Source organism: Paenibacillus sp. LjRoot56, assembly GCF_964253335.1.
In the GTDB taxonomy this organism is placed as follows: domain Bacteria; phylum Bacillota; class Bacilli; order Paenibacillales; family NBRC-103111; genus Paenibacillus_E; species Paenibacillus_E allorhizoplanae.
Map to the genome: position 1 here is coordinate 1 of NZ_CAXURV020000003.1, position 23,036 is coordinate 23,036.

A 23,036-nucleotide genomic window follows, 5' to 3' on the forward strand; every position below is an offset into this window, starting at 1 on the left:
GTATCTGGCACGGGAACAAGTTCATGCGGCAGTAGATGAAGGTTTAGCATTTGGATGGCAGATTTGCATTCCCAATCTTTGAAGACCGTTAGAAACTCTGGGGAATACCGATCTAACCAATTATGGACGCGTGCTTGCACAACGCAAAGATCAGTTGTTAGGTGTTCGCGAATTTTCATCGCTTCCCGCAGTTCGGCATAAATACCCTTGGGAAGACTCGGTACGGCGTATCTCCCGTCTTTGACCAGCTGTGCGATCACTTTCGCATCTTTAATGTCATTCTTTGTTGGGGAATTGTCATCTAATTCTTTACTTTTCTTTACATGTAGTGGGTTCACTACGCCGTATTTTACTTGCTCATCTTTAAGAAAATGGGCTAGGTTTAGCCAGTAGTGACCCGTTGGTTCCATACCAACTATGACGTCCTTGAACCCTTGCTCCGTCGCAATCTTCCTGAACCAGCTAACAAATAATTCAAAGCCTTCTCGATTGTTTTCAAACGTTAGTGGCTTCCCGAACTCGACCCCGCGGAAGTCTTGGGCTCTCGCCACATGTCTAAATTTTGCGATGTCGACTCCGATAATTAAGGTAGAAAAAGTGATTTGATTAATTCGTTCATTTTGAGTAGAATGCATGTTGTAGTCTCCTTTGGTTTTGTTTGTGGATCCGACGCTGGCCAGCATCAGGGACCCATAAACATCATACCAAGGAGTCTTTTTATTTCTCAAACCTCATATTTCTTCATAATAGGAATGCTGCCCGTTAGCGTAATGGAGGCTGCCGATCATGCCGGCAGCCCCTCCCATTGGTGTGTTTTTGAACAAACGTTCGTAGTTAATTGGACAACAATTAGTTGTAAATAAGCATTTCAAGATAATCCACTGCTTCTTCAATTGTGTCAAACGCTATATCGTGACCATTACTAGAAATATCGAAAGGAAGAATATTTTTTCTGTTGGTTAAACCTACTCCTATGCCAGGTACTATTTGTATTTCAAAGTAATTTAACTTACCATCATTCAAACTTATCCAAAAAGAAACTCCTGATTTCTCATAATGTATATCCCAATTTATGAATTTATATTTTAATAGCTCTATGATTTTATCATGATCCACGAATTCACCTTCCTTAAAGACTTGAACAGACTGGTATCCGGAAGCCTCTCTTTGTAGTTTATTGAAATCTCGTTCTTTGTTAGTTTTAAGAGTTTATAATTTCGATTGTATCTTTTAGTGTTGGATTTAGAAGAATATTGTCCCAATTTATTATAACCTTCGGTTTAATTCGACATTCAAAATTATCATTCCAGATAAACATGTTCCTGAATCTCCCAAAAGTGGGTTTATAGTTTGATTTTTCTATTCTGAGTAGGTGTAAGATAAATCTACTAATAATTCGATACTTTCGTTTTGAATTATTAGTATCCAAAAATATAATTAAATCAGCATTATGAAAACTTTGGAATACCCATTCGTTGTAATGAGCTCCCTCTATAATCCAAGTATTTGATTGAATAATTGTACTCAACAGTTGATCTCTTTCTTCCTCAGTTCTTTTAATGTCTCTCGGTTTATCTCTCTTCCAAACAACATTATCCAATTCATAATGTGGAATGCTCAGTTTATTTGATAGATATCTGGCTAATGTTGTTTTACCCCTCCCAACGGAACCTATAATATGTATTTTTCTAACTTTCCATAAAACCTTTATTAGAATTAAGCTTCTGCCAGTTACTTCAACAATAAAGGCAGCCGATCGTTCTGGTCGGCTGCCACTTTGACTTTATTCCGCTATCGTTTCCCGTTTATAGGAAGTAGTAATTTTTTGATCAGATTACACTTTAGTATCTTTAGAATATACAAAAAAGCCGCTTCTTTTTTCCCAACCTATAGCGGACCAAAAATAATTGCCTCCGATGTTGTTTTCAATAACAAATATGTGACACTTACTTATTCCCTGCTCTTCTAATTTATTTAAACTCATTTCAACAAGTTTATTTCCAATCTTTTGTTTTCGGAAATTAGGATTCACTGCTAAGTGATATATAAACCCTCTTCTTCCATCATGACCGGTTAATATGGTTCCAATTATTCTATTGTTTTCCTCGCAAACATAGCTAAGTCCCTTATTTCTATTTAAATACAGTTCAATGTTTGGTCTAGAATCTGCATCGCTTAATGCCAGCCCCTCGATTTCGTTCCATAGACAATAAACTTGTTCATAATCTTCAATTGTCATTTCTCTTATCTTATACATTCCTAAAGTCCTCCTTTAGTTAGACTGCTTGTATCAAATATATTTTAAGTATATTATAGAAAATAAATTAATCAAATGAATAGTTATAGTAGTTCGCATTAAAAAAATTCATGTTTAAGCTGAGGAAGAAATATGATAAATCATTTACAGTTTGAAGTTTTCTTAAAAGTATATGAAATCGGGAGCTTCACCAAAGCCGCTGAAAAATTAAATATGACTCAGTCTGCAGTAAGCCACTCCATTGCCGCATTAGAAAAGAATTTAGGTATTAGATTATTTGAACGAGTGAATAGAACTGTAAAAATAACTCAGGCTGGTATATCTATACTCCCTCATGTAAGAGAAATTTTTAATCAGGAAGAAATTATTAAACAGAAAGCAAGAGAACTAGTTGACCTTGAATTTGGTCTAATCAAAATTGGTTGCTTTCCGAGTTTCATAGCAAAACTGCTTCCTGGACTTATTAAAAAATATAATGAAATGTTTCCAAAGATCGAATTCCATGTATTTGAGGGGGATTATAACGACATTATTGAATGGGTTAAAGAGGGCAGCGTAGATTTAGGTATTTCAATCAATTCAAGTGAATTAATATTCGAACCATTAATTCATGATTCAATGCTTGTTGTTATGTCTGAATCACATCCTTTAAGGGATTCACCTGTTGTTACTATAAAAGATATAGCTACTGAACCCTATATTAATGTAAAAGGATATGAAAAACTCCTAAATGAGATACTAAGTAACACAGAAATAAAACTAAATGTTAAATATAGTTTTCATAATACTTACTCAATAATATCAGCCGTAGAAGCAGGATTAGGAGTTTCACTACTTCCTGAGCTGGCTCTTCCCAAGCATAATGCAAAAATTTGCAGCAAACCATTATTTCCGACTTTTACTCGTACGATAGGAAGTGTTATAAGGTCGATGGAAACATTAACTCCTGCTTCTAGGTCGTTTATAAACTTTTTATCTGAACAACTGATTTCATAATCTTGTTGTTTTAATAAAACTAAAGCCTTAATGTTATTATAAAGTGAAGATGTCTATAAAAACCAAAAACCACACTAACGTGTCCCGTTAGCCGTTCATGCAGCGCAAGATCAGCGCTGCACCACAGAAGATGAAAATGGATAAAATCCGTCAATACTTCTACTACGGCTGGGTGAGGAAGGTCGATCAACTATGGTACGTTAGAGCCCATCCGTTAGTCTGACTCCACCGACCACGGTGCATCACAGAATGTCGCTTCTTCGGGAAGCACTCATGGTAGATTAATCCTATTTTGGTTGTTGTACCAGCCCCCCAATTCAAAGCCGGAGAAAGGACAATTTCAATGGATATACTCATTGAGCGCGCATGTGGCATGGATGTTCATAAAGATTCCATTACTGCATGTACAATGACACCCGAAGGAAAGGAGATTCAAACGTTCTCTACTACAACCTTGTTTTTTAATTCAGTTAATTGACTGGATTAAAAAACAAGGTTGTACTCACGTAGCTATGGAGAGTACAGGTGTCCTCTGGAAGCCAATAGTGAACCTATTAGAGGCTGAAGACATTAAATTTTTAGTTGTAAATGCTCAACATATGAAATCTCTCCCAGGACGTAAAACGGATGTGAAAGATGCGGAATGGATTGCCCAACTCCTTCGTCACGGGCTGCTAACGGCGAGCTTCATTCCTTACCGTAACCAAAGGGAACTGCGGGAACTAGTTCGGTATCGCCGCAGCATTATTGAAGAACGAGCTAGACAACATAATCGTATTCAAAAAGTGTTTAGAAGGAGCAAACATCAAGCTTGGTTCTGTGGTTTCAAATATTATGGGGGTCTCATCTAAGGACATGCTTAACGCTATTGCAAACGGCGAAGAATATCCTGAAAAACTAGCAAGCCTCGCTCGACGATCTATGAAAAAGAAAAAAGATGAACTCGAACTCGCTCTTCGAGGTTATTTTAATCCTCATCAACGCTTAATGCTTAAAACCATTCTAGGTCACATTGATTTCCTTTCAGAACAAATTGAGATGTTAGATCAAGAAGTTGCCCAGAGAGTTATTTCAGATCAAGAAGACATAGAACGATTAGATTCTATACCTGGAATTGCCACTCGAATGGCTGAACAAATCTTAGCTGAAATTGGAACAAACATTAAAGAGCAATTTCCAAGTGCGGCTCACTTGTGTTCTTGGGCAGCAGTTGTACCCGACATAATGAGAGCGCAGGCAAAAGGAAGTCATCAAAAGGTAAGAAAGGAAACAAATATTTGAAATCTGCACTAACGGAAGCGGCACATTCCGTAGGTTCCTCAAAAAACTATCTTGGTGCTATGTATAGACGCACTTTAGCACGAAAAGGTAGGAAAAGAGCTGCTATTGTAGTGGCTCATGCCATGCTAAGAATCGCTTATTATCTACTTACAAGAAAAGAAAAGTATGTTGATCTAGGTGAGGATTATTTTGATAAGCAAAAACTTGGAGCAATTGTACAGAATTCAGTTCGAAGGCTTGAAACTTTAGGCTACAACGTTACGATTTCGGAAATCTCCTGATCTATGCCCCCTTATATCCTTGGCGCTACACTTTTTAAAAACGAATGGGCAGCGTCCTCTTTAGTGCTGTTCATTTTCTTCGACTGCCAGACTTTTAATTTTCATGGTAGTTTAATCCATTTCCAGTTACAACTTTTCTTTTCTAAAAGACAGAATTCTAAGTTGGTCATCATCCTTGTAATTTTTACATTTTGATAATTCAATATCAATATAATCACTATCTCTTTCGTGTATTCGAATCAATTTACAGACATATTCCGTCTTGCCTTTGTCTGTACTCCATGCATCTCGTGAGTTATCAACTATCCAATTTATTTCTTTACCATTTGAAATTACATCATGAATGGCTGGTCCGCTATCCATTCCTGGTTCTATAATCATTAGATTGTCTCCTTGCCCCTCATTAAATCTTGTTACCATTTTATCAACTCGTTCAAGGTCAGCTCTGTCAAGATGAAAAATAACTGAGTTGGTAGCAGTATCGTTCACTTTATTGGATTGATTTACAAACACAAAAATGAAGACAATCAAAGCAATAATTATGAATGTCTGAGTAATAATTAAAATTTTTTGGGATTTAATATTTTTACCTCCTTCAAAGTTTTATTTACATTCTTTTACGAAAACGGCGAGAATATGTTGCGCTAAACTGCCAGTTAGGTGAGCGAAAGGCTGCCGATCGTACCGGCAGCCTCCCATTGCTGTGTATTGAACAAACGTTCTTACGTTAGTTGAACGACGACCCAAACGAATAGTCTTCCCCCACTCCGTGTTCCCCTCATTTTTCAAGAAGATTTCCCTTGACTTTCCCCAACACTTAAATTAAGATTTCAACTCATATAACTCCAATTTTCTAAGCTCCTACACACGAGGTGAAATCAGCATGGCGAACGTAAAATTTAGGAATGTGAACAAAACATTTGTTTCGAAGGAAAGCACTGTCCACGCACTGCGCAATGTGACTCTAGAATTACAACAGGATGAGTTTGTAGCTATCATAGGGCCAAGCGGCTGTGGGAAAAGCACATTGTTAAAGATTGCCGCAGGGCTAGACGTCAACTATGAAGGCTCAGTACTTTTAGACGATCAACCTGTGACCAAACCAAGTATTGAAAAGGGCGTCATCTTTCAAGAGCACCGGCTGTTCCCTTGGTTAACAGTTGAGAAGAATATAGCTGCCAATCAATCTCTCAAAGATCCAGCTGTTCGGCAACAAGTGAACAAAGTCATTGAATTAGTCAAGTTAACCGGCTTCGAGAAAGCTTTTCCCAAACAACTTTCAGGCGGAATGTCCCAACGGGTGGCAATCGCACGTGCACTTATGCATCAGCCCACACTTCTTCTACTTGATGAACCCTTTGGAGCTCTCGATGCCTTTACCCGAAATCATATGCAGAAAGCACTGTTGGACATTTGGCGTGAAAACCGGATGACGATGTTGCTCGTCACTCACGATATTGATGAAGCCATTTTTTTGGCCGATCGCATTGTAGTCATGGAAGCTAAACCTGGCACAATTAAGGAAATTATTCCCATCGAGTTACATCATCCGCGTTCTCATGTCTCCACGACTTTCCTCGAATATCGTAGACGTGTAATGCAAGCACTAGGCGGACATGAAGAAATGGAACCCGCTTACTCCATTTAATATACGACAGATTCGCCATTGAGGCGGATCTTTTTTATTTTTCGAGTGCATGAATTTCATTTAATAAATATTTCAAAAATACTTGGTGCGTCCTTGGGAAATTCTGCTTTTTCGAGCGCGCACAGCCAAAAGTTACGATGTTGGTTTCATTACTCACCAGAGGAATAGCTATAATTTCACCACTCGTTATTAATGGATCCTTCTTAATACTAAATTCAATGAAAATGCCTATGGCTGCCCCCTCAGCGATCGTCCGCTTCAGCACTTCTTGATTGTTCGATGTAAAAATAATGTTGACTGGGCCATATTTCTCTTTAAATTGCTCCATGTAACGGCTTGAAAAGCTCCCGTTTATGCTAACAAACGGTTGTGCAATTAAATCTTTGCGGGTAACGCTGGTCTTGGTGGCGAGCCATGAATGCTTACTTACACAAACGACTACCCTCGATTCGAACATCTTCGTTAACCACAATTCCTCGGTAACTTTAGGCTCATGATTCAAATAAATCAAACCCATGTCCGTTTTGTTTTGCTTTATGTCCTCGATAATATCTATAGAATCCTTCTCAATGATTTCTAATCGAACGTAAGGATAGTAATTTTTGAAGGAAACAATGGACTTAGGTAACACCGCCATAAAATTCGGGCTCACAGATAATCGAACTTCGCCTTCGATGTGGTCATTTTGCATAAGGACGGCATCCCTGACATCTTGAATCTTCAAGAGCGCCTCATTCGCTTTCTCAATAATGATTCTCCCACGGTCAGTTGGAAGCGTTCCATTACGCGTGCGTTCAAATAGTTCAAAACCAATTTCTTTCTCCAACCTCGCCAAGGCTTTACTGATCCCTGCCTGGGAAACATGCATGATTTCAGCTGTTGTGGATATCGATCCTGTCCTTGCAATATTCACAATATATTCTAATTGCTCAATATTCATATCCAAACCCCTTTTAGCAATAACCTGAAGTTATGTCAGTATAACACATAGTTAATATACTTGTTTACTCGGATATAGTAAACTAAAACCACTTCAAGGTATAAGAGAGGGAGATTACTCATGAAATTTTCAAAAATTGCTGTCCCCGCTTTGGCGCTAAGTTTTTTACTTGTTATGTCCGCATGCGGTAGTAAGTCCAGTCCTGCAGCATTCAGTAGCAATGCACCGAGCCCAAGTTCAAGCTCACCTGCTTCCCAAAAAGAAGTTGTCGTGAATATTGGTGTTCAGCACGCGGTGGCCCCGCTGGTCCTAGCCCAGCAAAAGAAATGGTTTGAAGAAGAGTTTGCTAAACATAATGCAAAAGTGAACTGGCTCGAGGTACAAGGCGGACCGCCACAATTCGATGCCATCCTTACGAATCGCCTTGATTTGGCTGTAACGGGCAATACGCCTGTTATTACTGCGCAAATGGCAGACATTCCTTTCAAAGAAATCGCCGTTGGCAGCACGGGTTCCAAAAACAATGCTTTGCTCGTTCAAAAAGGAAGTGCAATTAAAAGAGTTGAACAATTAAAAGGTAAAAAAATCGCCGTTGCCAAAGCAACCAGCGGCTACGATATGTTGTTCCGATTGATCGATAAAGCGGGCTTGAAACCAGGAGATATTCAAACCATTCAGCTTACTGCCGACGATGCGAAAGCAGCATTTATCGGTGGTTCCGTTGATGCTTGGGCCATTGGAGAGCCTTACCTGTCTACTTCTGTTGTCAATGACGGCGCGACTGTATTAGCAGATGGTTCTAATATTAACTATATTAGCCCAGCCTTCCATGTGGCCCGTACTAAATTCGCTGAAGAGCATCCTGAGCTAGTTACAGCCTACTTAAAAGTACTAGAGAAAACCTTGCAGTGGCAAAATCAAAACTTCGATGAAGCTGTGAAAATTTACTCTGAGGGTACCAAACTCAATGCTGACGTAGTGAAATCTGTCATCAAAAATGTCAGCTTCGCAACGCTGCCGGTTTCTGATGATTTCGTAAAAGGCCAGCAAGATCTTGCTCAATTCCTCCTGAATGAAAAAGCGATTAACAAATTGGTCGATCCATCCAAAGTCGTTGACAATACTTACATCAAACAAGCATTAGAAGATATTAAAAATAATAAATAATTCACAAGGCAGGTTGATCCTACATCATGAATACTGTAACTCTTCCTATTCAGGAGTTGAGAGAGCTTGGCAGACAAGTCCTCCTTAAACACGGAGCAACGAAGCGTGAAGCAGAAATCGTAACAGAAGATTATTTGGATGCCCACCTCAGAGGCCGCTCCTCTCATGGCATTACCTTCTTTAGAAATGCTGTAGAATCCTTCGAGGACAAGGGGACTTATCAGGTTGGTCCTTTTGACGGAGCTTACATGCATATCATAGGTAATCGAGACATTGGGCATATTGTTGCCCGTGAAGCCATTGATTTGGCAATTCCCTTTCTCACTGACCGTAAAATGATTACGATCGGCCTAACGGATATTACCCGTTTTAATTGTTCTGGTACGATTGCCAGGTATGGTGCCGAGCAGGGTGCGATTACACTCGTATTCGCTTATGGCGGGACAAGCGTTATGACTCCCCCGGGAGGTACTGTAGCTGCCGTGAACAACACCCCAATTGGGATTGCTTTTCCTCATACGGAACCATTGTTTGTTCTGGATATGGCCACTTCTGAGCGTGCATGGGGTCATGTGACTTTGGCCAAGTATAATGAGGAAACCATCCCTGATACTTGGGGTGTTGATCAACAAGGATATCCAACAACCAACCCTGCTGACGTTAAATATTTGTCTCCTTTTGGCGGGTATAAAGGCTTTGGACTTGCTTTGGCATTTGAAATGCTAAGCGGCGCACTTGTTAATGTGCCTATTGGCTCCAAAGGTCCCGGAAAAGGAAGAGGAGCATTGATCCAGCTAATCGATCCTACCGCCTTCGGTCATACCGTGGAGTCATTCAAAGAACAAATCACGGGATTTTTGAGCGAAATTAATAACATTTCGACACTCGATCCAAACAAGTCCATTACCTATCCAGGCCAAGCCTCCGAACAACGCTACCGTGATAGCCTGGCATCTGGCGTTATTACAGTCCATGAATCTGTTATAGAGTATCTGAACAAACAACTGCGAGACGAATAACATCAGACTACCACTAAAGAGGACTTTCAATGAAAACTCGCGAGAATTATAAGAAATATGTTTATGGCCTCATTTTGCCTGTCATTATTTTAGCGGTATGGCAATTGGTCGGATCGCTGCATTGGGTCGCACCCCAATTGCTTCCCACACCAATCAACATTTTCAAGGCCTTCATCAGCCTAACTAGAGATGGTATTTTATTCGATAACCTTTCTGTTAGTATATATCGTGCCGTTATCGGTTTTGTCATTGGTGGCGGTCTCGGCCTGCTATCAGGCTTGCTTGTAGGTTTTTTTCGAAAAACGGAATACTCCTTGGACCCGACCCTCCAAATGATTAGAACTGTTCCTCACTTGGCTATTATGCCTTTATTCATTCTTTGGTTCGGATTCGGTGAGTTCTCTAAAGTATTATTAATTGCAAAAGGTGCCTTTTTCCCTGTCTATCTGAATACCTTTCTAGGTATACGAGGGATTGATTCTAAGCTGTTCGAGGTTTCTCGTGTGCTCGAGTTCAGTCGATTCAAACAGATCACTAAGCTGATATTGCCTTCTGCGATGCCCAACATTCTACTTGGTGTTCGACTTTCAATTGGCATGGCTTGGTTGAGCCTTATTGTCGCTGAATTAATGGGAGCCAATTCTGGCGTAGGCTACATGATCTCGGATGCGAGACAATTTGCCCAAACAGATGTTGTATTCGTCGGAATTGTCATATTTGCTCTAGTGGGTAAGCTTACTGATTCCCTTGTCCGCAAGCTCGAGGATCGGCTGCTTCGCTGGAGAGATAATTATAATGGTGTAGATAGTAAATAAGACAAAGAGCTTCAGCCGATTATTATGAGGTCAGCTAGTATTTACTAGTTGACCTTTTATTTTTATGGGGTTCTGGTGCAAAAATAAAAAAGTTCACAGTTACTCGACAAACTATACTTTGTCTATGCCACTAAACCAAAATATCTTATATTTTTACTTTAGTAATCAGCAAAGTCGGTAATAAAAATATCCAGGAATAGCTAATCTACTCATCTTATAAACTGATTAAAGCCTTACGATGATTATCGTAAGGCTGATATTATTCATGTTAATGAACCAACCGCCCATCCCGAAAGCGCACAACCCGCTTTGCCTGCTCCGCAACCTGCCGATCATGCGTAATCACAATAATTGTCCGCCCCTGCTCATTCAATCGCCTGAAAATATCCATGATCTCTACGCCAGTCTTTGAATCCAGCGCTCCCGTTGGCTCATCCGCCAAGATAATCGGCGGATCGCCAGCCAATGTGCGCGCAATCGCAACGCGCTGCTGCTGGCCACCGGATAACTCAGAAGGCATATGCTTCCTTCGATCCAGCAAATCCACGGCTTCCAGTGCTTGCAAAACAAGCGGCTCCCGTTGTTTTCTCGATAATCCCCGATATATCAACGGCAACTCCACATTTTCATACGCGCTTAGTTTTGGCAGCAAGTTAAAGCTCTGAAAAACAAACCCGATCTTCCGATTCCGAATCTCGGCTAATTGTGAGTCTTTTAACGAATGAATCTGTTTCCCATCTAGGACATACTGGCCTTCGTCTGAAACGTCCAAACAGCCGATGATGTTCATCAGCGTGGACTTTCCAGAGCCTGACGGTCCCATGATAGCGACAAACTCACCTTGCGTGATATCTAATGAAATGTCGTCTAGGGCGCGGATTGTCTCCCCGCCCATGTGATAAAATTTGCTAACATGCTCAATTTGAATTAAGGCTGTCATTGTCTTCGCCCCCCATTATTTGAAGCCAAATAAATGAAGAATACGATTCAATTCAATGTGTACTAATTCAAATGAAATCAATTCTTTTACCTCTTCGCCTTATAAAATTCATGATAAAGCTTCATTAACGCCCGCTTCTCAATACGTGATACATACGAACGCGAAATCCCCAGCTCCTTCGCGATCTCACGCTGCGTCCGCTCTTCGCCGCCAAGCTCCAAACCAAACCGACCGACAACAACTTCCTTTTCACGATCGTCTAAAATTTCTAAATTTCTGTAAATTTTCGACTTCTCGATCTTCAATTTCACCGCATCCACCACATCGTCCGCCTCGCTGCCGAGGATGTCAATGAGCGTTATTTCATTCCCCTCTTTGTCCGTTCCAATCGGATCATGCAGAGATACATCTTTACGTGTCTTCTTCAATGAACGAAGGTGCATTAAGATTTCGTTCTCGATACAACGTGCCGCAAAAGTCGCCAACTTCGTGCCCTTGTTCGGGGAGAAGGATTCGATAGCTTTGATCAGTCCAATCGTCCCGATGGAGATCAAATCTTCCAAATCTTCCCCCGTATTGTCGAATTTTTTGAGGTTGTGAACACGAAGCAACGTAAAATAGGCGCTCACCCAGAGAGTGAACGCCATTGGATCAATTCAGTTTCAGTTGCACGCGAGTTTACTATTGATTTCACTCATGATGCTCTCTCTGTTCATGGCCGGTCCAGTCCCCATCGATTAAGGACGATCAAAAAGCGACCGATTAAGGTCGCTTTCCTGAACAATGAGTATGATTCAAACAGAAAAAGATACCGATTCAAAACATATGCACAAGCCCTAGCCACTCCAGATACTGTTAAGGAGCCAGAACAGGAATCCCAAATAAGTAAAACCAGTGGGCATTAAAAAAGATGACTCCTGATGAATTCAGAAGTCATCTATTGGCTGCTTAAGCCAGGGATGTCCATTTTATTCAAACTGTCCACAACTACGGTTACAGTTCGCATTTCGCTGAAAGGTCTTTTTTTCTCTGAAGATTTTTACATTTTACTTCCCTGAATGCAACAGGTTAAGCAAAACCTGAGCGCTTTCGGTGCGGGTGGTGATACCGACTGGAGCGAACTCACGCTCACCTCGTCCATGCATCAGTTTCAGCCCGACTGCTGATTGCACGAAGCTTCTAGCCCAAGGCGCAATGCCGGACGCGTCGTCGAATCCGACAGGGATGTCTGCTGCTGGGGCGTTTGTGCCCGTATGGACGCCATAGGCACGTACGACCATCGCCGCCATTTCCTGGCGGGTAATCGGAGCGTCAGGTGCGAATGTCGAACTGTCACGACCGCTGACGATGCCATTGCTGTAAGCGGTTGCTACCACCGCCGAGTACCAAGCGCTGCCTGGCACATCAGAAAACGGAAGCGACGCTTCTCCTTTGACGGACAGGTTCAATGCACGTACGAGCATAGCTGAGAATTCAGCTCGTGTCACTTCACGCTCGGGTGCAAACGCTTCATCGCTGATGCCCTCCACGACATGCTTTGCGGCAAGTTCCCTCACAGCGTTGGCTGCCCAGTGTGCTGCAGGCAGATCATTGAATGATTTGTTGTATTCCAGTACGGCATATTTGCTGAAGTGAAATACTTTTGCTGTCAAACCACCATTTTCCCAAGTACCGCCAATATACGTGAGCTCTCCTGCATCGCTCACATAATACACGCCGCTCAGTGGAATGTTTGCTCCATCCTGGACGTGGAATGTCAGCGTGACAGGTTGGTCAAATGTCGGCAGTTTTAGCGTTTTTCCGTCTTTCGTTTGAGCTGATAGGGTGAAATCGTACACGGTGCTAACAGGTTTGATGATTGCTCCTGTGCTTGCAGCTCCCTGATTAATCAGCTTTTGAGCGGCTTCGGCTTCTACGGTGTTAACCGCCAGTGAAAGTTGGGCGCCCTCTGAGCTTCCGCCCGGAATCAGTATAGCCAGCGCTTTGAGCAAGCTTGACGGTACTTCGATCGAGATGCCGCCTTGTTTAATCTCCAGTGTCTTGGAGCCCAACAGTTCAGCCGCATTGACCGGAAGCTTCACCTCGCGCTCGCCTGAGCTCAGCTCGATGCCTACTTTTCCGTCCTTGCCGTTCGTTAAAGCAACTTCGTCGATCTGTTTCGTCGTTGAGGGCTTATCAGCCGGAGTTGTTGCCATAGTATCGCCACCGCTTCCTTCATTAGATGGAGCAGAAGAAATGTTCAGCGTGACTTCAGCAGTTTTTCCTCCGAAAGAAGCTGTGATTTTCACTTCCCCTTGCGATTTCGCTGTAACTAGTCCCTCTGGCGTTACGTCCGCGATATTCGTATTGCTGGAAGAGAATTCAACACCTGTCAGACTCTTTTTTGAATCGTCCGAATATTCGCCAAACACCTGAAGTTGGCGTGTATCGCCAACAGTGAGAGCCGTGTTCACTTCACTCCACTGCAGTTGAGTCAATACAGGCTCCTGAGCGCTTCCACCCGATGTCCGCGTAATGTCCAGCGTAATTGTCTTCGTAGCCTGACCTGCGCGTCCCTTATCTTCATACCAAGGAAGGTGCAGCGTTTCCGGTGTCGGTTCTATATGCAGTTCGAAATGATTCGATCCCGGTGCCAACGGAATGGCATCCAGTTCCACATTACCTATGGCATCCATGCTGTTCGGAGGAATCGGCTGCCCGTTAATGGAGAAGCTGACGCCGTAAGGCACGACTCCTTTCAGCTTGAAGCTGCTTTCTTCCGTCGAATACGCAACGTTGCTGCCGTAAGTGATGCGCGGCATGGTCAGAATCATCGGCATGTCGACCCAGCGCAGCACGTAATCGTTCACGACCATCTGATTGCCGCCATCATTTTTAATCGTCAGCTTCATATTGGTAACGGTCGAACTGTAAGCCCAGTTGCCATTATCGGCCGTATCGCCCGGAGTCCGCGTGTGCGACGTGAAAGCTTCCGTCTCCCAAGTCCCGCGGGTATATTTGTATTCGATGGATTTGCCGGCCATCATTTTGAAGCTGTATTCCACCACGTCCCGATCGGTTGCACCGCTAGGTACATGAAGTTTCGTCGAGCTGGCATTCCAGCCGTTAAAGCTACCGGCAATGTTAATATCGTCGCTCGTCGGTGTGTAATCCGGCAAATGCAAGCGCATCAGCACATCCACCATCACAAGCTTCGGCGTTACGGACTGCTTTTCCGAAAATGCGCGGTTATAGGATTGGTCGAATGCCGCCACCTGATACGTGTAAAGCACGTCGTTGCTCACGGCATAATCCGTGTAATCGGTGGCCGTAGCGGCAAGCGTAGCGATTTTCTGATAAGTCACATCAGTAACCGATTGACGGTACACGTCGAAGCCCGCGATGCTGCTGTCCGATGCCGTCCATTTCAAATACGAACGGTTCGATTCGACCGCGATAGAATTAAGGGCCGGTGCGGCAGGTGCCGTTGTATCGTTCGGGTCCCCATATACTTCAAGAGTGACAGTATCGGATTGGGTATAATGCTCCCCGTTGTCCGTCGAAACTTTGGCAAAATAGTTGTAAACGCCAGCTTCCGTCGGCTCAAAAGATCCCCAGTACATCTTGCTGCCTGACTGGTCACTGTCATAGCGAAATTTCGTATCCTGAGCGGCAGCCGGGTCGGTACCCTCTTTATAGAAGCCAAGTCTCGCCAACAGATTCGGCGCTTCCTTGCCGGCTAAAGCGGCATCGTCCGTTAGTCCCGGAATATTCACGTTCACCGTGATTCGTCCTGTCGCTTTACCTACACCTGCATAAACGTTATCCGTTACTGTGCTTGGAGTTCCCAGAGATGCAATCTGGAATGCCGGCGTTGCAGCGACCATGTCGCTGAAGAAACTTTCGCCTGAGCCGATGCGTGCCGTAACGGCATAGTAATATTTCGTTCCGTTTACCACATTGACATCAAGATGGTTGAGGTCGGCGGTGGATCCGACAAGCTGTACGACTCCGCCTTCAATGGCAGCACGGTAAATCTGATAGGATTCCGCTCCGCTCACACTGTTCCAGGAAAGCATTACTTTCCCCTTGTCACCTTGCGCCTGCACGCCAGTTACCTGCGGTACCGCCTGCAGTTCATCATCCGAAACCATCATAAAACCGGTTAGTGCCGGGACAGTCAGAGAGATTTTACCCGAAGCGACAACAGCCTTGGTACTTCCGTAGAGTTGATCGGTCAGTGCGAGCCCATCCGGCAGGAACCCGGCCACATCCACTTCGATCGACTGAGGGTTCGCTCCCCGGTTCACGACGAGCAGGGCTCCGCGGGAATCGTTTTTACGCGCATAAGCGATAACGTTTCCTTGTGAATAGACGGCTTTGAGGTCGCCGGTCCGGAACACAGCATTGTCTCCGCGGACTTTAGCCGCTTTTTGGTAGACACTCAAAAGATTCTGGTAATCGCCTGTACCGCTGAACGTACCGTCCCCATTCGCTACAACCCGTTCCCACGGGAAAAAGCGCCGGGAATCTGGATCTTTCGTACCTGTCAAGCCTACTTCATCCCCATAGTAAATCGTAGGAGCACCAGGGTAGCCCATTTGGAAAATGGCCGTCAGTTCCTGGAGCTTTTTCGCATTCGTGCTTGCCTCAGGTGCGATGACGAGATGCTCTTCCTCCCACTCCGGATGGTCGTATTTCGTAATGGAACGTGTCGTATCATGGGAATCCACGAGATTCATCAGTGCTTCCCAAGCTTCTTTCGGGTAATCTTCGCGGATTGATTCCAGCGCCTGATTGAACGTATCGGCATTGCCGCCCGAAAGGAAGCTTTGCAGAGCCCCGCGGAACCGGTAGTTCATGACGGAGTCAAACTGGTCTCCTAGCAGAAACTTCGTGGCAACGCCCCACTCTTCGCCGATAATAACCGGCTCATCGATCACCGTGCCGTTCACATTCGTGCGGCCTGCGGCCGATTTAACTGCTTCGCGGAACTTGCCCCATGTGCCTGCAGACACATCCGGCGCCACGTCCAACCGCCATCCGCTTGTTCCCATCCACAACCAGCGTTGGGAATTCGCAAACTGCATGGCTTTTTGCGCATCCGTCTCGGTTAATCCGGTCAGGCTATGCCCAATAACATTGTCCCGGTAATGGATATTGTTCCACTCGTGCTGCCCGGGAAGGAACAAGGTATCAGTCGGCAAATACACCGTAGGTGCTGTTTGCGGGTCTTTAGCATCCATCACCGGCAGCGAATCATATCCCCACCAGGCATCATATTTGTAATGCAGATTATCGTCGTCGCGGTCTTTCACCTTATCATTCGTCACTGTAAACCAGGAGACATACCTGAAATCGTCTGGCCACTTGTAATTCTGGCCCGTCATCGGGTTGATCTGGCTCGTGAACAAGGCGCGAACATCGGCTTCGGCCTGCTCTTGCGTAATGGAAGCCGCGTTCATCTTATCGTAAACGGCTGCCCAATACTCGTAAGCACCTATCTCCGGATATTTGTCATACCGGTCAAAATAAATCGAATCGTCACCAACGTGGTTAAACACACCATCGTTAATCACTTTGATTCCAGCAGTACGGGCTGCTTTCGTGAAGTTCTCGAATACTTGATCTGAGGCTTCCCGAGTTTTAACGTAATCCAAACCGGAAGCAGGATCCCCCGACGTATTATAAACTGGCTGTCCGAACATCGGATCCAGATGCTTGTAATCCGTTGCATCATATTTGTGATTGGACGCCGCCCATGAAACAGGATTCAAGTAAACCGCCGTAATGCCCAGCGATTTTAAATAGCCAAGCTTCTGTTCAATCCCTTGAACGTCGCCGCCGTAAAATTCATTCGTCCAAGCCCCATCCGTTTTCGCATTCGGGTAATACGGTTTGTTCTCCGGCTTGGTCCGGTCCGGATTCTCCGGCACGATGGAAGTCCCGCCCCAAACCTGAGCCGGTGTCGGATCATTCGGCACGCCACCGTCAAAATACTGGAGCTGCTGGCCATTCTTGCTTGTACCATATTTCGGATCGATGACACCGCGCGCGCCATCTACCGTCTTGGCCCGATTGTTATCCTTCGATCCGTCAAAAAACCTGTCCGGAAATATCTGATACACAACCGCATTTTTCATCCAATCGGGTGTCTTGTAGTCCGGCGCATAAACCGTCAAATCATAAGGAACGGCGCCTTCATCCGCTACCGATCCCGAACCGCCCCGGCTGCTATCGTCTCCGTATTCTGCTTTCGACGAACCGTCGACAACAATGAATTTATAGCCCCAAATCCCAACCTTGCCTGCAAAATCAGCTGCCGGCACCGTAACTTCCCAATATTCCTTGTCGGCTACGGCTGTCACTTTCTTCATCAGGTAGGCATTGGACGAGCCATCGGGAGCGGTCAATTCCGCCTTTGCCGTCTGCAGGTCGCCCTTTGCCGCCGCCATACGCAGCGTGACATCCTGTCCGCCCGCCGGAATGGCGCCGAACGGCTTTTTGTACGTTACCGAACGGCTGTCAAAAAAGAGGCTATCCTTCTTGATTTGACCGTCAAAAGCACCGTCTTTTGCAACGTAATCATGGGTAAGCGCTTTCGTTTGGGCTGAATTATCAAAGGTAAAAGTGACATCAGCCTCGTCTACCGTCGCAATCTTCACATTTGCTCCGGTTGCCGTTCCGTAATTCGGCGCATCCCAATTTTGACCGAAAACGATTTTAGCTTCATAGCTGCCGACCGGAATATGGCGCTGCAGCTTATATACCGTGTTATTAAAACGATAATCGACGAACATCTGGTTCGCTCCGTCCGGTGACCATTCGGCTTCTCCGAACAAAGGTTGAATGCTGCCTACAAGTCGTGGCAGCTCGTTCGAACCGAGCGCCGGCATGTACTGCTGGATCCCTGCCACTCCGGGGAGTGAAATCCGCGCTTGGCCTATCTCATCGTTCACATAAAAATTTACCTTCGTCGTTTCTCCCAAGCTGAAGGAAAAGTTATTGCTGTTGTTTGAGTAACCGTCCCAGGAGCCGCTTTTAACGATCTTAAATTCATAAGATCCGGCAGGAAGCTCTTTGGTAAAAGCATAAAATTCACCCACCAAGTGCTTCATCCGAGTATCCGTCGAAGCGTTGTCCCAGCCTTGAAAGCTTCCTACAACGACCCATTTGCTTTTGCCCCCAGGCTGCTCCGTAATTTGATCCGCTGCCGCAAGTACGCGAGTTGAACCTGCGAACAGTCCGGTAAAAAGCTGAACGATTAGTAGAAGTGCGGATAGCGCAGACAAAAGCTGCGTACCTCGTTTTCGATGCCATAAACCCATCGTTATTTATCCTCCTTATGATGTTTAATAATTAAAGCGCTTTCTTCAAAACATCATAGCATGCAGCCTCTACCCGCGTGGGTGTAAAATATTGACGACCTACTCGTATCTATGTGACTTGTTTTATGAAGAAAACGGGTTGTGGTGCAAAGCTCTAAATTAATGGAAGCAATATGAATCGGCGATCATTTTACTAACTGTGAGATAGTATTTGATTCAGTGGAAGTATTTATATAGAGCCGTTGATTCTATGGGGAAACCATGCTGGCATCAGCTACATTATTGTAAAAGTTCAACGATAAATGGCCCCCACAATTAGAGTGAGAGCCATTGTTTATCAGATCATTCTTGTCATTGGTTCTTCGGAACGGTTACCGTCAATATTACTGTTTTCTCGTTTCCTGCATAATCCGTAGCGACGTAAGTAATGGTGTATACCCGTCCTCCTCCGCTTCCGGATCGCTCAGCCCTCAAATCAAACATATAATCCGGTGTGTCAAAGTCTGCATTTTGAATATCCTGCGAGGTGTCTCCGTCACCAAGACCATCATCCGGTTCGTTGGAGGTGATGGATTTTAAAACAATGGACTGAATGCCGGAAATCGGGTCTATTGTGCCGTAAGTGCCTGCCGTTACGGTCACCATTTTATGATTAGCCGGCCACAGCTCGTTCTTATTCTGATTCATTTGTATTTCCGGTGCTGTTTTATCTACTTTCACGAATACACTTTTTAGCTCTTCCGTGTTTCCTGCATTATCCTTGCTTTGATACTCTATCGTATTCGTTCCTTCAGCGGAAACATCGATGGCGCCATCATAGATTAGCCATTGGCCGCCATTGATCCGATATAGAACTTTATGGATACCGGATAACGGATCCGACGCATTTAAGGTTAAATTCACATCCGAATGATACCATCCGTTGGCATTGGCCGGAGGTAATCCAACTGTAGTGACCGGAGCCGTCTTATCTATGTTGATAGACACGCTCTTCGGGGATTCGGGGTTTCCGGCCTTATCGACGCTCATATACTCCAGAACGGTATTACCCTCAGCGGAAACAGTAATTAGATTCGAATACGGTTGCCACTGCCCGTCATTATTCCGGTATTGCGTGTTTTCGACACCGGATTGATCGTCAGTTGCCTCCAGCGATACCATTACATCCGTATTCTTCCAGCCAGAAGGCGCATCATCTGTAGTAACCGGTGGAATCTCATCTTGCGCAGCTCCAGGCTGCTCATATACCTCAAATTCCCACAGTGAATAACCGTAACCGGTACCTCTTTTTATACCCAGCATCCTTACATACCTTGCGCTAGTTGCCGAAAAAGAGATATCGTCTATGCCTCCATTGCCTATATTGGTATTGTATACATCGGTCCAGTCTACAGCATTGTCCGACACCTGAATCTTATATTCTTTACCGTATGCTGTCTCCCAGTTAAGTCTAACCCTGCTTACAGTCTTCATTGAGCCGAGATCCGTATAGATCCACTCATTGTCGGTATAGTTCGATCCCCATCTCGTAGTTGTCCTCCCATCGACTGCATTCCCGGCAACTAAAGCAGCCGTTTTGGATGAGCTAGCCGTAACCGGTCTGTCCAAGGCGAGGTTAATCCCGTAAGCATGAACATTTTCCAACCCGGCATTGACGGTCTTCATGATATTTACCATATCTGTATAGGGCTGATCCTGTTGGTTTACTAAGCCTATATTGAAATTCTCACCGTCTTTACGCCATGTAACCGCTTGATCGAAGTACGAAAACCAGCCTGAGCCAATAAATAACGGATGTGAAGTTTCGCTTTCCACGAAAGACTTGTAGGCCATACCTCTATCCGCAATACTAGCCACACTTGTAGCCCCATTTACGGGTGACAACCCACGCTGGGTAGTACTAAATGTATATTCCAGATTCAATAATGGTTTTCCGAAAGCTTCATATCTGGAAATCCAACTTGGATCGTTCGTGTAATTATCCACTGAAAATGCATCTACAAACTCCATTGCCGCCGAATCCCATTCCAGACTGGTCCGCCAGGTGGGAACTACAGACGAACCTAGGAACAGATGGTTTGTATCATGTCTTTTGATAATATTTTTGACCGTTGAGAAATAGGTTCTGGACGCTAGCTTGATATATTCCGATACATCCGCAGCAGGCACCTTGGTTATATTGATCGAAATATTCTTTAACTCGTCAAACGATACCGCGCTCGTACCTAAAAGCTGGTTGACGACAGTAATATCATTGTTGTACCTTGGTGCAAGAAAATTCACGAAAGTGCTTTTAGCCGCAGACGACGAATTATATGTCAGTACATCTTTTACAATATCGGTTGTCCATCCGGCCTCATTATCGTAAGTATAACCGATTAGCCACGGGTCATTCTTCGCTTTATCAAGCTGAGGGGTCAATGCGGTTTCTATAATGGCTTCACTCTGCGGGTCAAAAACATCGTAAGTCCATTGAATCCTTTTTAAGCTGCCGGGGTCTTGCAGGACATTAATGTACGGAAAAGTTATATTTTGGGGTCTGGTCCACTTACTAAAGGCATTAAAGCCCCAATCTATCAAACGTTTCTTTGTGATATCTTCCCATTTCGACTCATAGTTGCTGCCGTATTTTTTCATAATATTGGCGACAACGAAGCTTACTCTTTCGCCATTAGAATCGTTTACATAGGCAGGAGCATAAGCGACTGGATCGGGAAGTTCCTCAAACACCCCTCTTGGGGTACCGTCAGCCTTTTTAAGCGACGTCCCGTATCCCCACTCCCATATACTTGTGGCATCCACACCTTTTAGAATAAATTTATTCCCGTCCGGAGAAATAAACCACCATTTGTTATCGATTTGCTGAAGTCTGAAATAACCGCTGCTTGTATAACTTCCTCCACTTTTAATCCCGCCGTACTGATCGAATTTTGCAAGATCAAGTGAAACATTTGACAGTGCATTCGCCTCATTCGTATATTCCAGCTGCAGTTGCTCGTCGGATGTTACCTTTCCAGGCCAGGTTTCATAAACCCACTGCCCATACTTGTCTGCCATTAAGCCGTCTTTTTTCAGTTCGAGAGCCATTTGCCCCGCAGTAAGCGCAGGTCCGGGATTCACGCCTTCCTGTCCGGTCCCTTTATAAATTTGAACTTCGGTGAGGGGGATATGCTGAAAGGCATGAGGACGCTTAATATCGATGACAATAAATCTGGCCGTCTTGTTCGACATCGGTATGTTGACCGAATAATTCCAGGTTGAGCTTGGGCTCGTTGAGACTATTCCAGGTGTTCTGATGTGTTTGTCAGCAATATAATAATAATCCGTTACAGCCTCAGGACGGTATTTTACCGTAAACTCTTTAAATCCCCAAGCCGAATTGGGTGAATTCAGAATGACGTTTATACGGTCAAGCGGGTAGTCCTTCAGCAGGTCAAATACCACTTGTATAGTTCCTGGGGCAGTCGCGCTCCCAGTCCATCCTGCATACGTTGTCGTTAATCCGTCAAGCAGCACTCCATTGGTTGAGGATATGAGCCCGGTAGCTCCTTTGTCTGGACTATTGCCTCCATTCGGGGCAACGCTAAAGTAATAATTTCCGGTTTTCAGCAAATTTTCTGCCAATAAGCTGTCTTTGTTCAGTTCGAGGGCTATTTGCTCCGCAGTCAGCGCAGGTGCGGGATTCACGCCTTCCTGTCCGGTCCCTTTATAAATTTGAACTTCGGTGATAGGGATATGCTGAAAGTCATGAGGTCTCTTTATATCGATGATAATAAATCTGGCCGTCTTGTTCGACATCGGTATGTTGACCGCATAGTTCCAGGTTGAGCTTGGGCTCGTTGAGGTTATTCCTGGTGTTCTGGTGTGTTTGTCAGCAATATAGTAATACTCCGCAGCCTCCGGGCGGTATTTTACCGTAAACTCATTAAATCCCCAAAACGAATTGGGTGAGTTCAGCACAACGTTAATACTGTCCAACGGGTAATCCTTCAACAGGTCAAATACGACCTGTACGCTCCCTGGGGTACCTGTGCCGCTACCCATGAATCCGGCATACGTTGTGGTTGATCCGTCAAGTAGCACGCCATTGGCCGAGGATATCAATCCGGTTTCTCCCTTGTCCGGAGAACTGCCCCCATTCGGTGCGACACTGTAGCTATAATTACCAGTTTTAAGCAGAGTTCCTGCCCCATGAACAGCTCCGGCAGGGATAAACGTTGCTGCCATGATGAGTGCCAGAAATACTGTCAAAACACGGGTTGGATACCATTTACGCCATATCCCCATCATTTTTAACCTCCTCTTTCTTCCTTCAAGTTATTAAGAATTCGCTTACAAACGAAAAAACTTACTTCGAAAGCATCTGTTTAGTCTTCTTTATGAAA

Annotated in this window: 16 protein-coding genes and 1 pseudogene; 7 read left to right on the forward strand and 10 right to left on the reverse strand. The window is 44.4% G+C overall.

Annotated features, from left to right (window positions below; translation table 11 throughout):
* The 4 genes from ACSQ8O_RS19250 to ACSQ8O_RS19265 all read right to left on the reverse strand — a co-directional run.
* On the reverse strand, positions 1 to 635 hold a 635-nt coding region (locus ACSQ8O_RS19250), incomplete at its 3' end, for an IS110 family transposase (RefSeq protein ID WP_436242971.1).
* Between the two features lie 214 nt (positions 636 to 849).
* Positions 850 to 1,116, reverse strand: coding sequence for a hypothetical protein (locus ACSQ8O_RS19255; protein WP_436242972.1), 267 nt, complete (start codon positions 1,114 to 1,116; stop codon positions 850 to 852).
* Positions 1,117 to 1,201: 85 nt separating this feature from the next.
* Entirely contained in the window at positions 1,202 to 1,744 is a 543-nt protein-coding gene (locus ACSQ8O_RS19260; RefSeq protein ID WP_436243915.1) for an AAA family ATPase, read from the reverse strand.
* Between the two features lie 90 nt (positions 1,745 to 1,834).
* Entirely contained in the window at positions 1,835 to 2,257 is a 423-nt protein-coding gene (locus ACSQ8O_RS19265) for a GNAT family N-acetyltransferase (RefSeq protein ID WP_436242973.1), read from the reverse strand.
* Positions 2,258 to 2,389: 132 nt separating this feature from the next.
* Between ACSQ8O_RS19265 and ACSQ8O_RS19270 the strand changes: the two genes are divergently transcribed.
* From ACSQ8O_RS19270 to ACSQ8O_RS19280, 3 genes and pseudogenes are all read left to right on the forward strand, one after another.
* A complete protein-coding gene (locus ACSQ8O_RS19270; protein ID WP_436242974.1) occupies positions 2,390 to 3,253 on the forward strand; it encodes a LysR family transcriptional regulator in 864 nt (287 codons plus the stop codon).
* A 97-nt stretch (positions 3,254 to 3,350) separates the two neighbouring features.
* Positions 3,351 to 3,476 (forward strand): hypothetical protein, encoded by a 126-nt coding sequence (locus ACSQ8O_RS19275; RefSeq protein ID WP_436242975.1) that lies wholly within the window; start codon positions 3,351 to 3,353, stop codon positions 3,474 to 3,476.
* A gap of 120 nt (positions 3,477 to 3,596) precedes the next feature.
* Positions 3,597 to 4,815 (forward strand): annotated as a pseudogene (locus ACSQ8O_RS19280) (IS110 family transposase).
* A 126-nt stretch (positions 4,816 to 4,941) separates the two neighbouring features.
* Here the strand turns inward: ACSQ8O_RS19280 and ACSQ8O_RS19285 are convergent.
* Positions 4,942 to 5,328 (reverse strand): DUF4362 domain-containing protein, encoded by a 387-nt coding sequence (locus ACSQ8O_RS19285; protein ID WP_436243916.1) that lies wholly within the window; start codon positions 5,326 to 5,328, stop codon positions 4,942 to 4,944.
* A gap of 370 nt (positions 5,329 to 5,698) precedes the next feature.
* On the opposite strand from ACSQ8O_RS19285, the gene ACSQ8O_RS19290 reads away from it, so the two are divergent.
* A complete protein-coding gene (locus ACSQ8O_RS19290; protein WP_436242976.1) occupies positions 5,699 to 6,463 on the forward strand; it encodes an ABC transporter ATP-binding protein in 765 nt (254 codons plus the stop codon).
* Between the two features lie 34 nt (positions 6,464 to 6,497).
* Here the strand turns inward: ACSQ8O_RS19290 and ACSQ8O_RS19295 are convergent, their stop codons facing one another.
* Positions 6,498 to 7,403, reverse strand: coding sequence for a LysR family transcriptional regulator (locus ACSQ8O_RS19295; RefSeq protein ID WP_436242977.1), 906 nt, complete (start codon positions 7,401 to 7,403; stop codon positions 6,498 to 6,500).
* 120 nt (positions 7,404 to 7,523) lie between these two features.
* Here ACSQ8O_RS19295 and ACSQ8O_RS19300 point away from each other — a divergent pair, with 120 nt between their 5' ends.
* From ACSQ8O_RS19300 to ACSQ8O_RS19310, 3 genes are read left to right on the forward strand one after another with little or no spacing between them, the layout of a single operon-like run.
* On the forward strand, positions 7,524 to 8,570 hold the full coding sequence (locus ACSQ8O_RS19300; RefSeq protein ID WP_436242978.1) for an aliphatic sulfonate ABC transporter substrate-binding protein: 1,047 nt from the start codon (positions 7,524 to 7,526) through the stop codon (positions 8,568 to 8,570).
* A gap of 26 nt (positions 8,571 to 8,596) precedes the next feature.
* A complete protein-coding gene (locus ACSQ8O_RS19305; RefSeq protein ID WP_436242979.1) occupies positions 8,597 to 9,589 on the forward strand; it encodes an Ldh family oxidoreductase in 993 nt (330 codons plus the stop codon).
* 29 nt (positions 9,590 to 9,618) lie between these two features.
* Positions 9,619 to 10,404: an ABC transporter permease gene (locus ACSQ8O_RS19310; protein WP_436242980.1), complete on the forward strand. Its 786-nt coding sequence runs from the start codon at positions 9,619 to 9,621 to the stop codon at positions 10,402 to 10,404.
* A gap of 268 nt (positions 10,405 to 10,672) precedes the next feature.
* Here the strand turns inward: ACSQ8O_RS19310 and ACSQ8O_RS19315 are convergent, their stop codons facing one another.
* From ACSQ8O_RS19315 to ACSQ8O_RS19330, 4 genes are all read right to left on the reverse strand, one after another.
* Entirely contained in the window at positions 10,673 to 11,344 is a 672-nt protein-coding gene (locus tag ACSQ8O_RS19315) for an ABC transporter ATP-binding protein (RefSeq protein WP_436242981.1), read from the reverse strand.
* Between the two features lie 86 nt (positions 11,345 to 11,430).
* The gene (gene sigK / locus ACSQ8O_RS19320; RefSeq protein WP_436242982.1) at positions 11,431 to 11,973 is read right to left on the reverse strand and encodes an RNA polymerase sporulation sigma factor SigK; all 543 of its coding nucleotides are present in this window, start codon (positions 11,971 to 11,973) and stop codon (positions 11,431 to 11,433) included.
* 417 nt (positions 11,974 to 12,390) lie between these two features.
* Positions 12,391 to 18,651 (reverse strand): alpha-amylase family glycosyl hydrolase, encoded by a 6,261-nt coding sequence (locus ACSQ8O_RS19325; RefSeq protein WP_436242983.1) that lies wholly within the window; start codon positions 18,649 to 18,651, stop codon positions 12,391 to 12,393.
* 351 nt (positions 18,652 to 19,002) lie between these two features.
* Positions 19,003 to 22,941, reverse strand: coding sequence for an OmpL47-type beta-barrel domain-containing protein (locus ACSQ8O_RS19330; protein WP_436242984.1), 3,939 nt, complete (start codon positions 22,939 to 22,941; stop codon positions 19,003 to 19,005).
* Between the last annotated feature and the right edge of the window lie 95 nt (positions 22,942 to 23,036).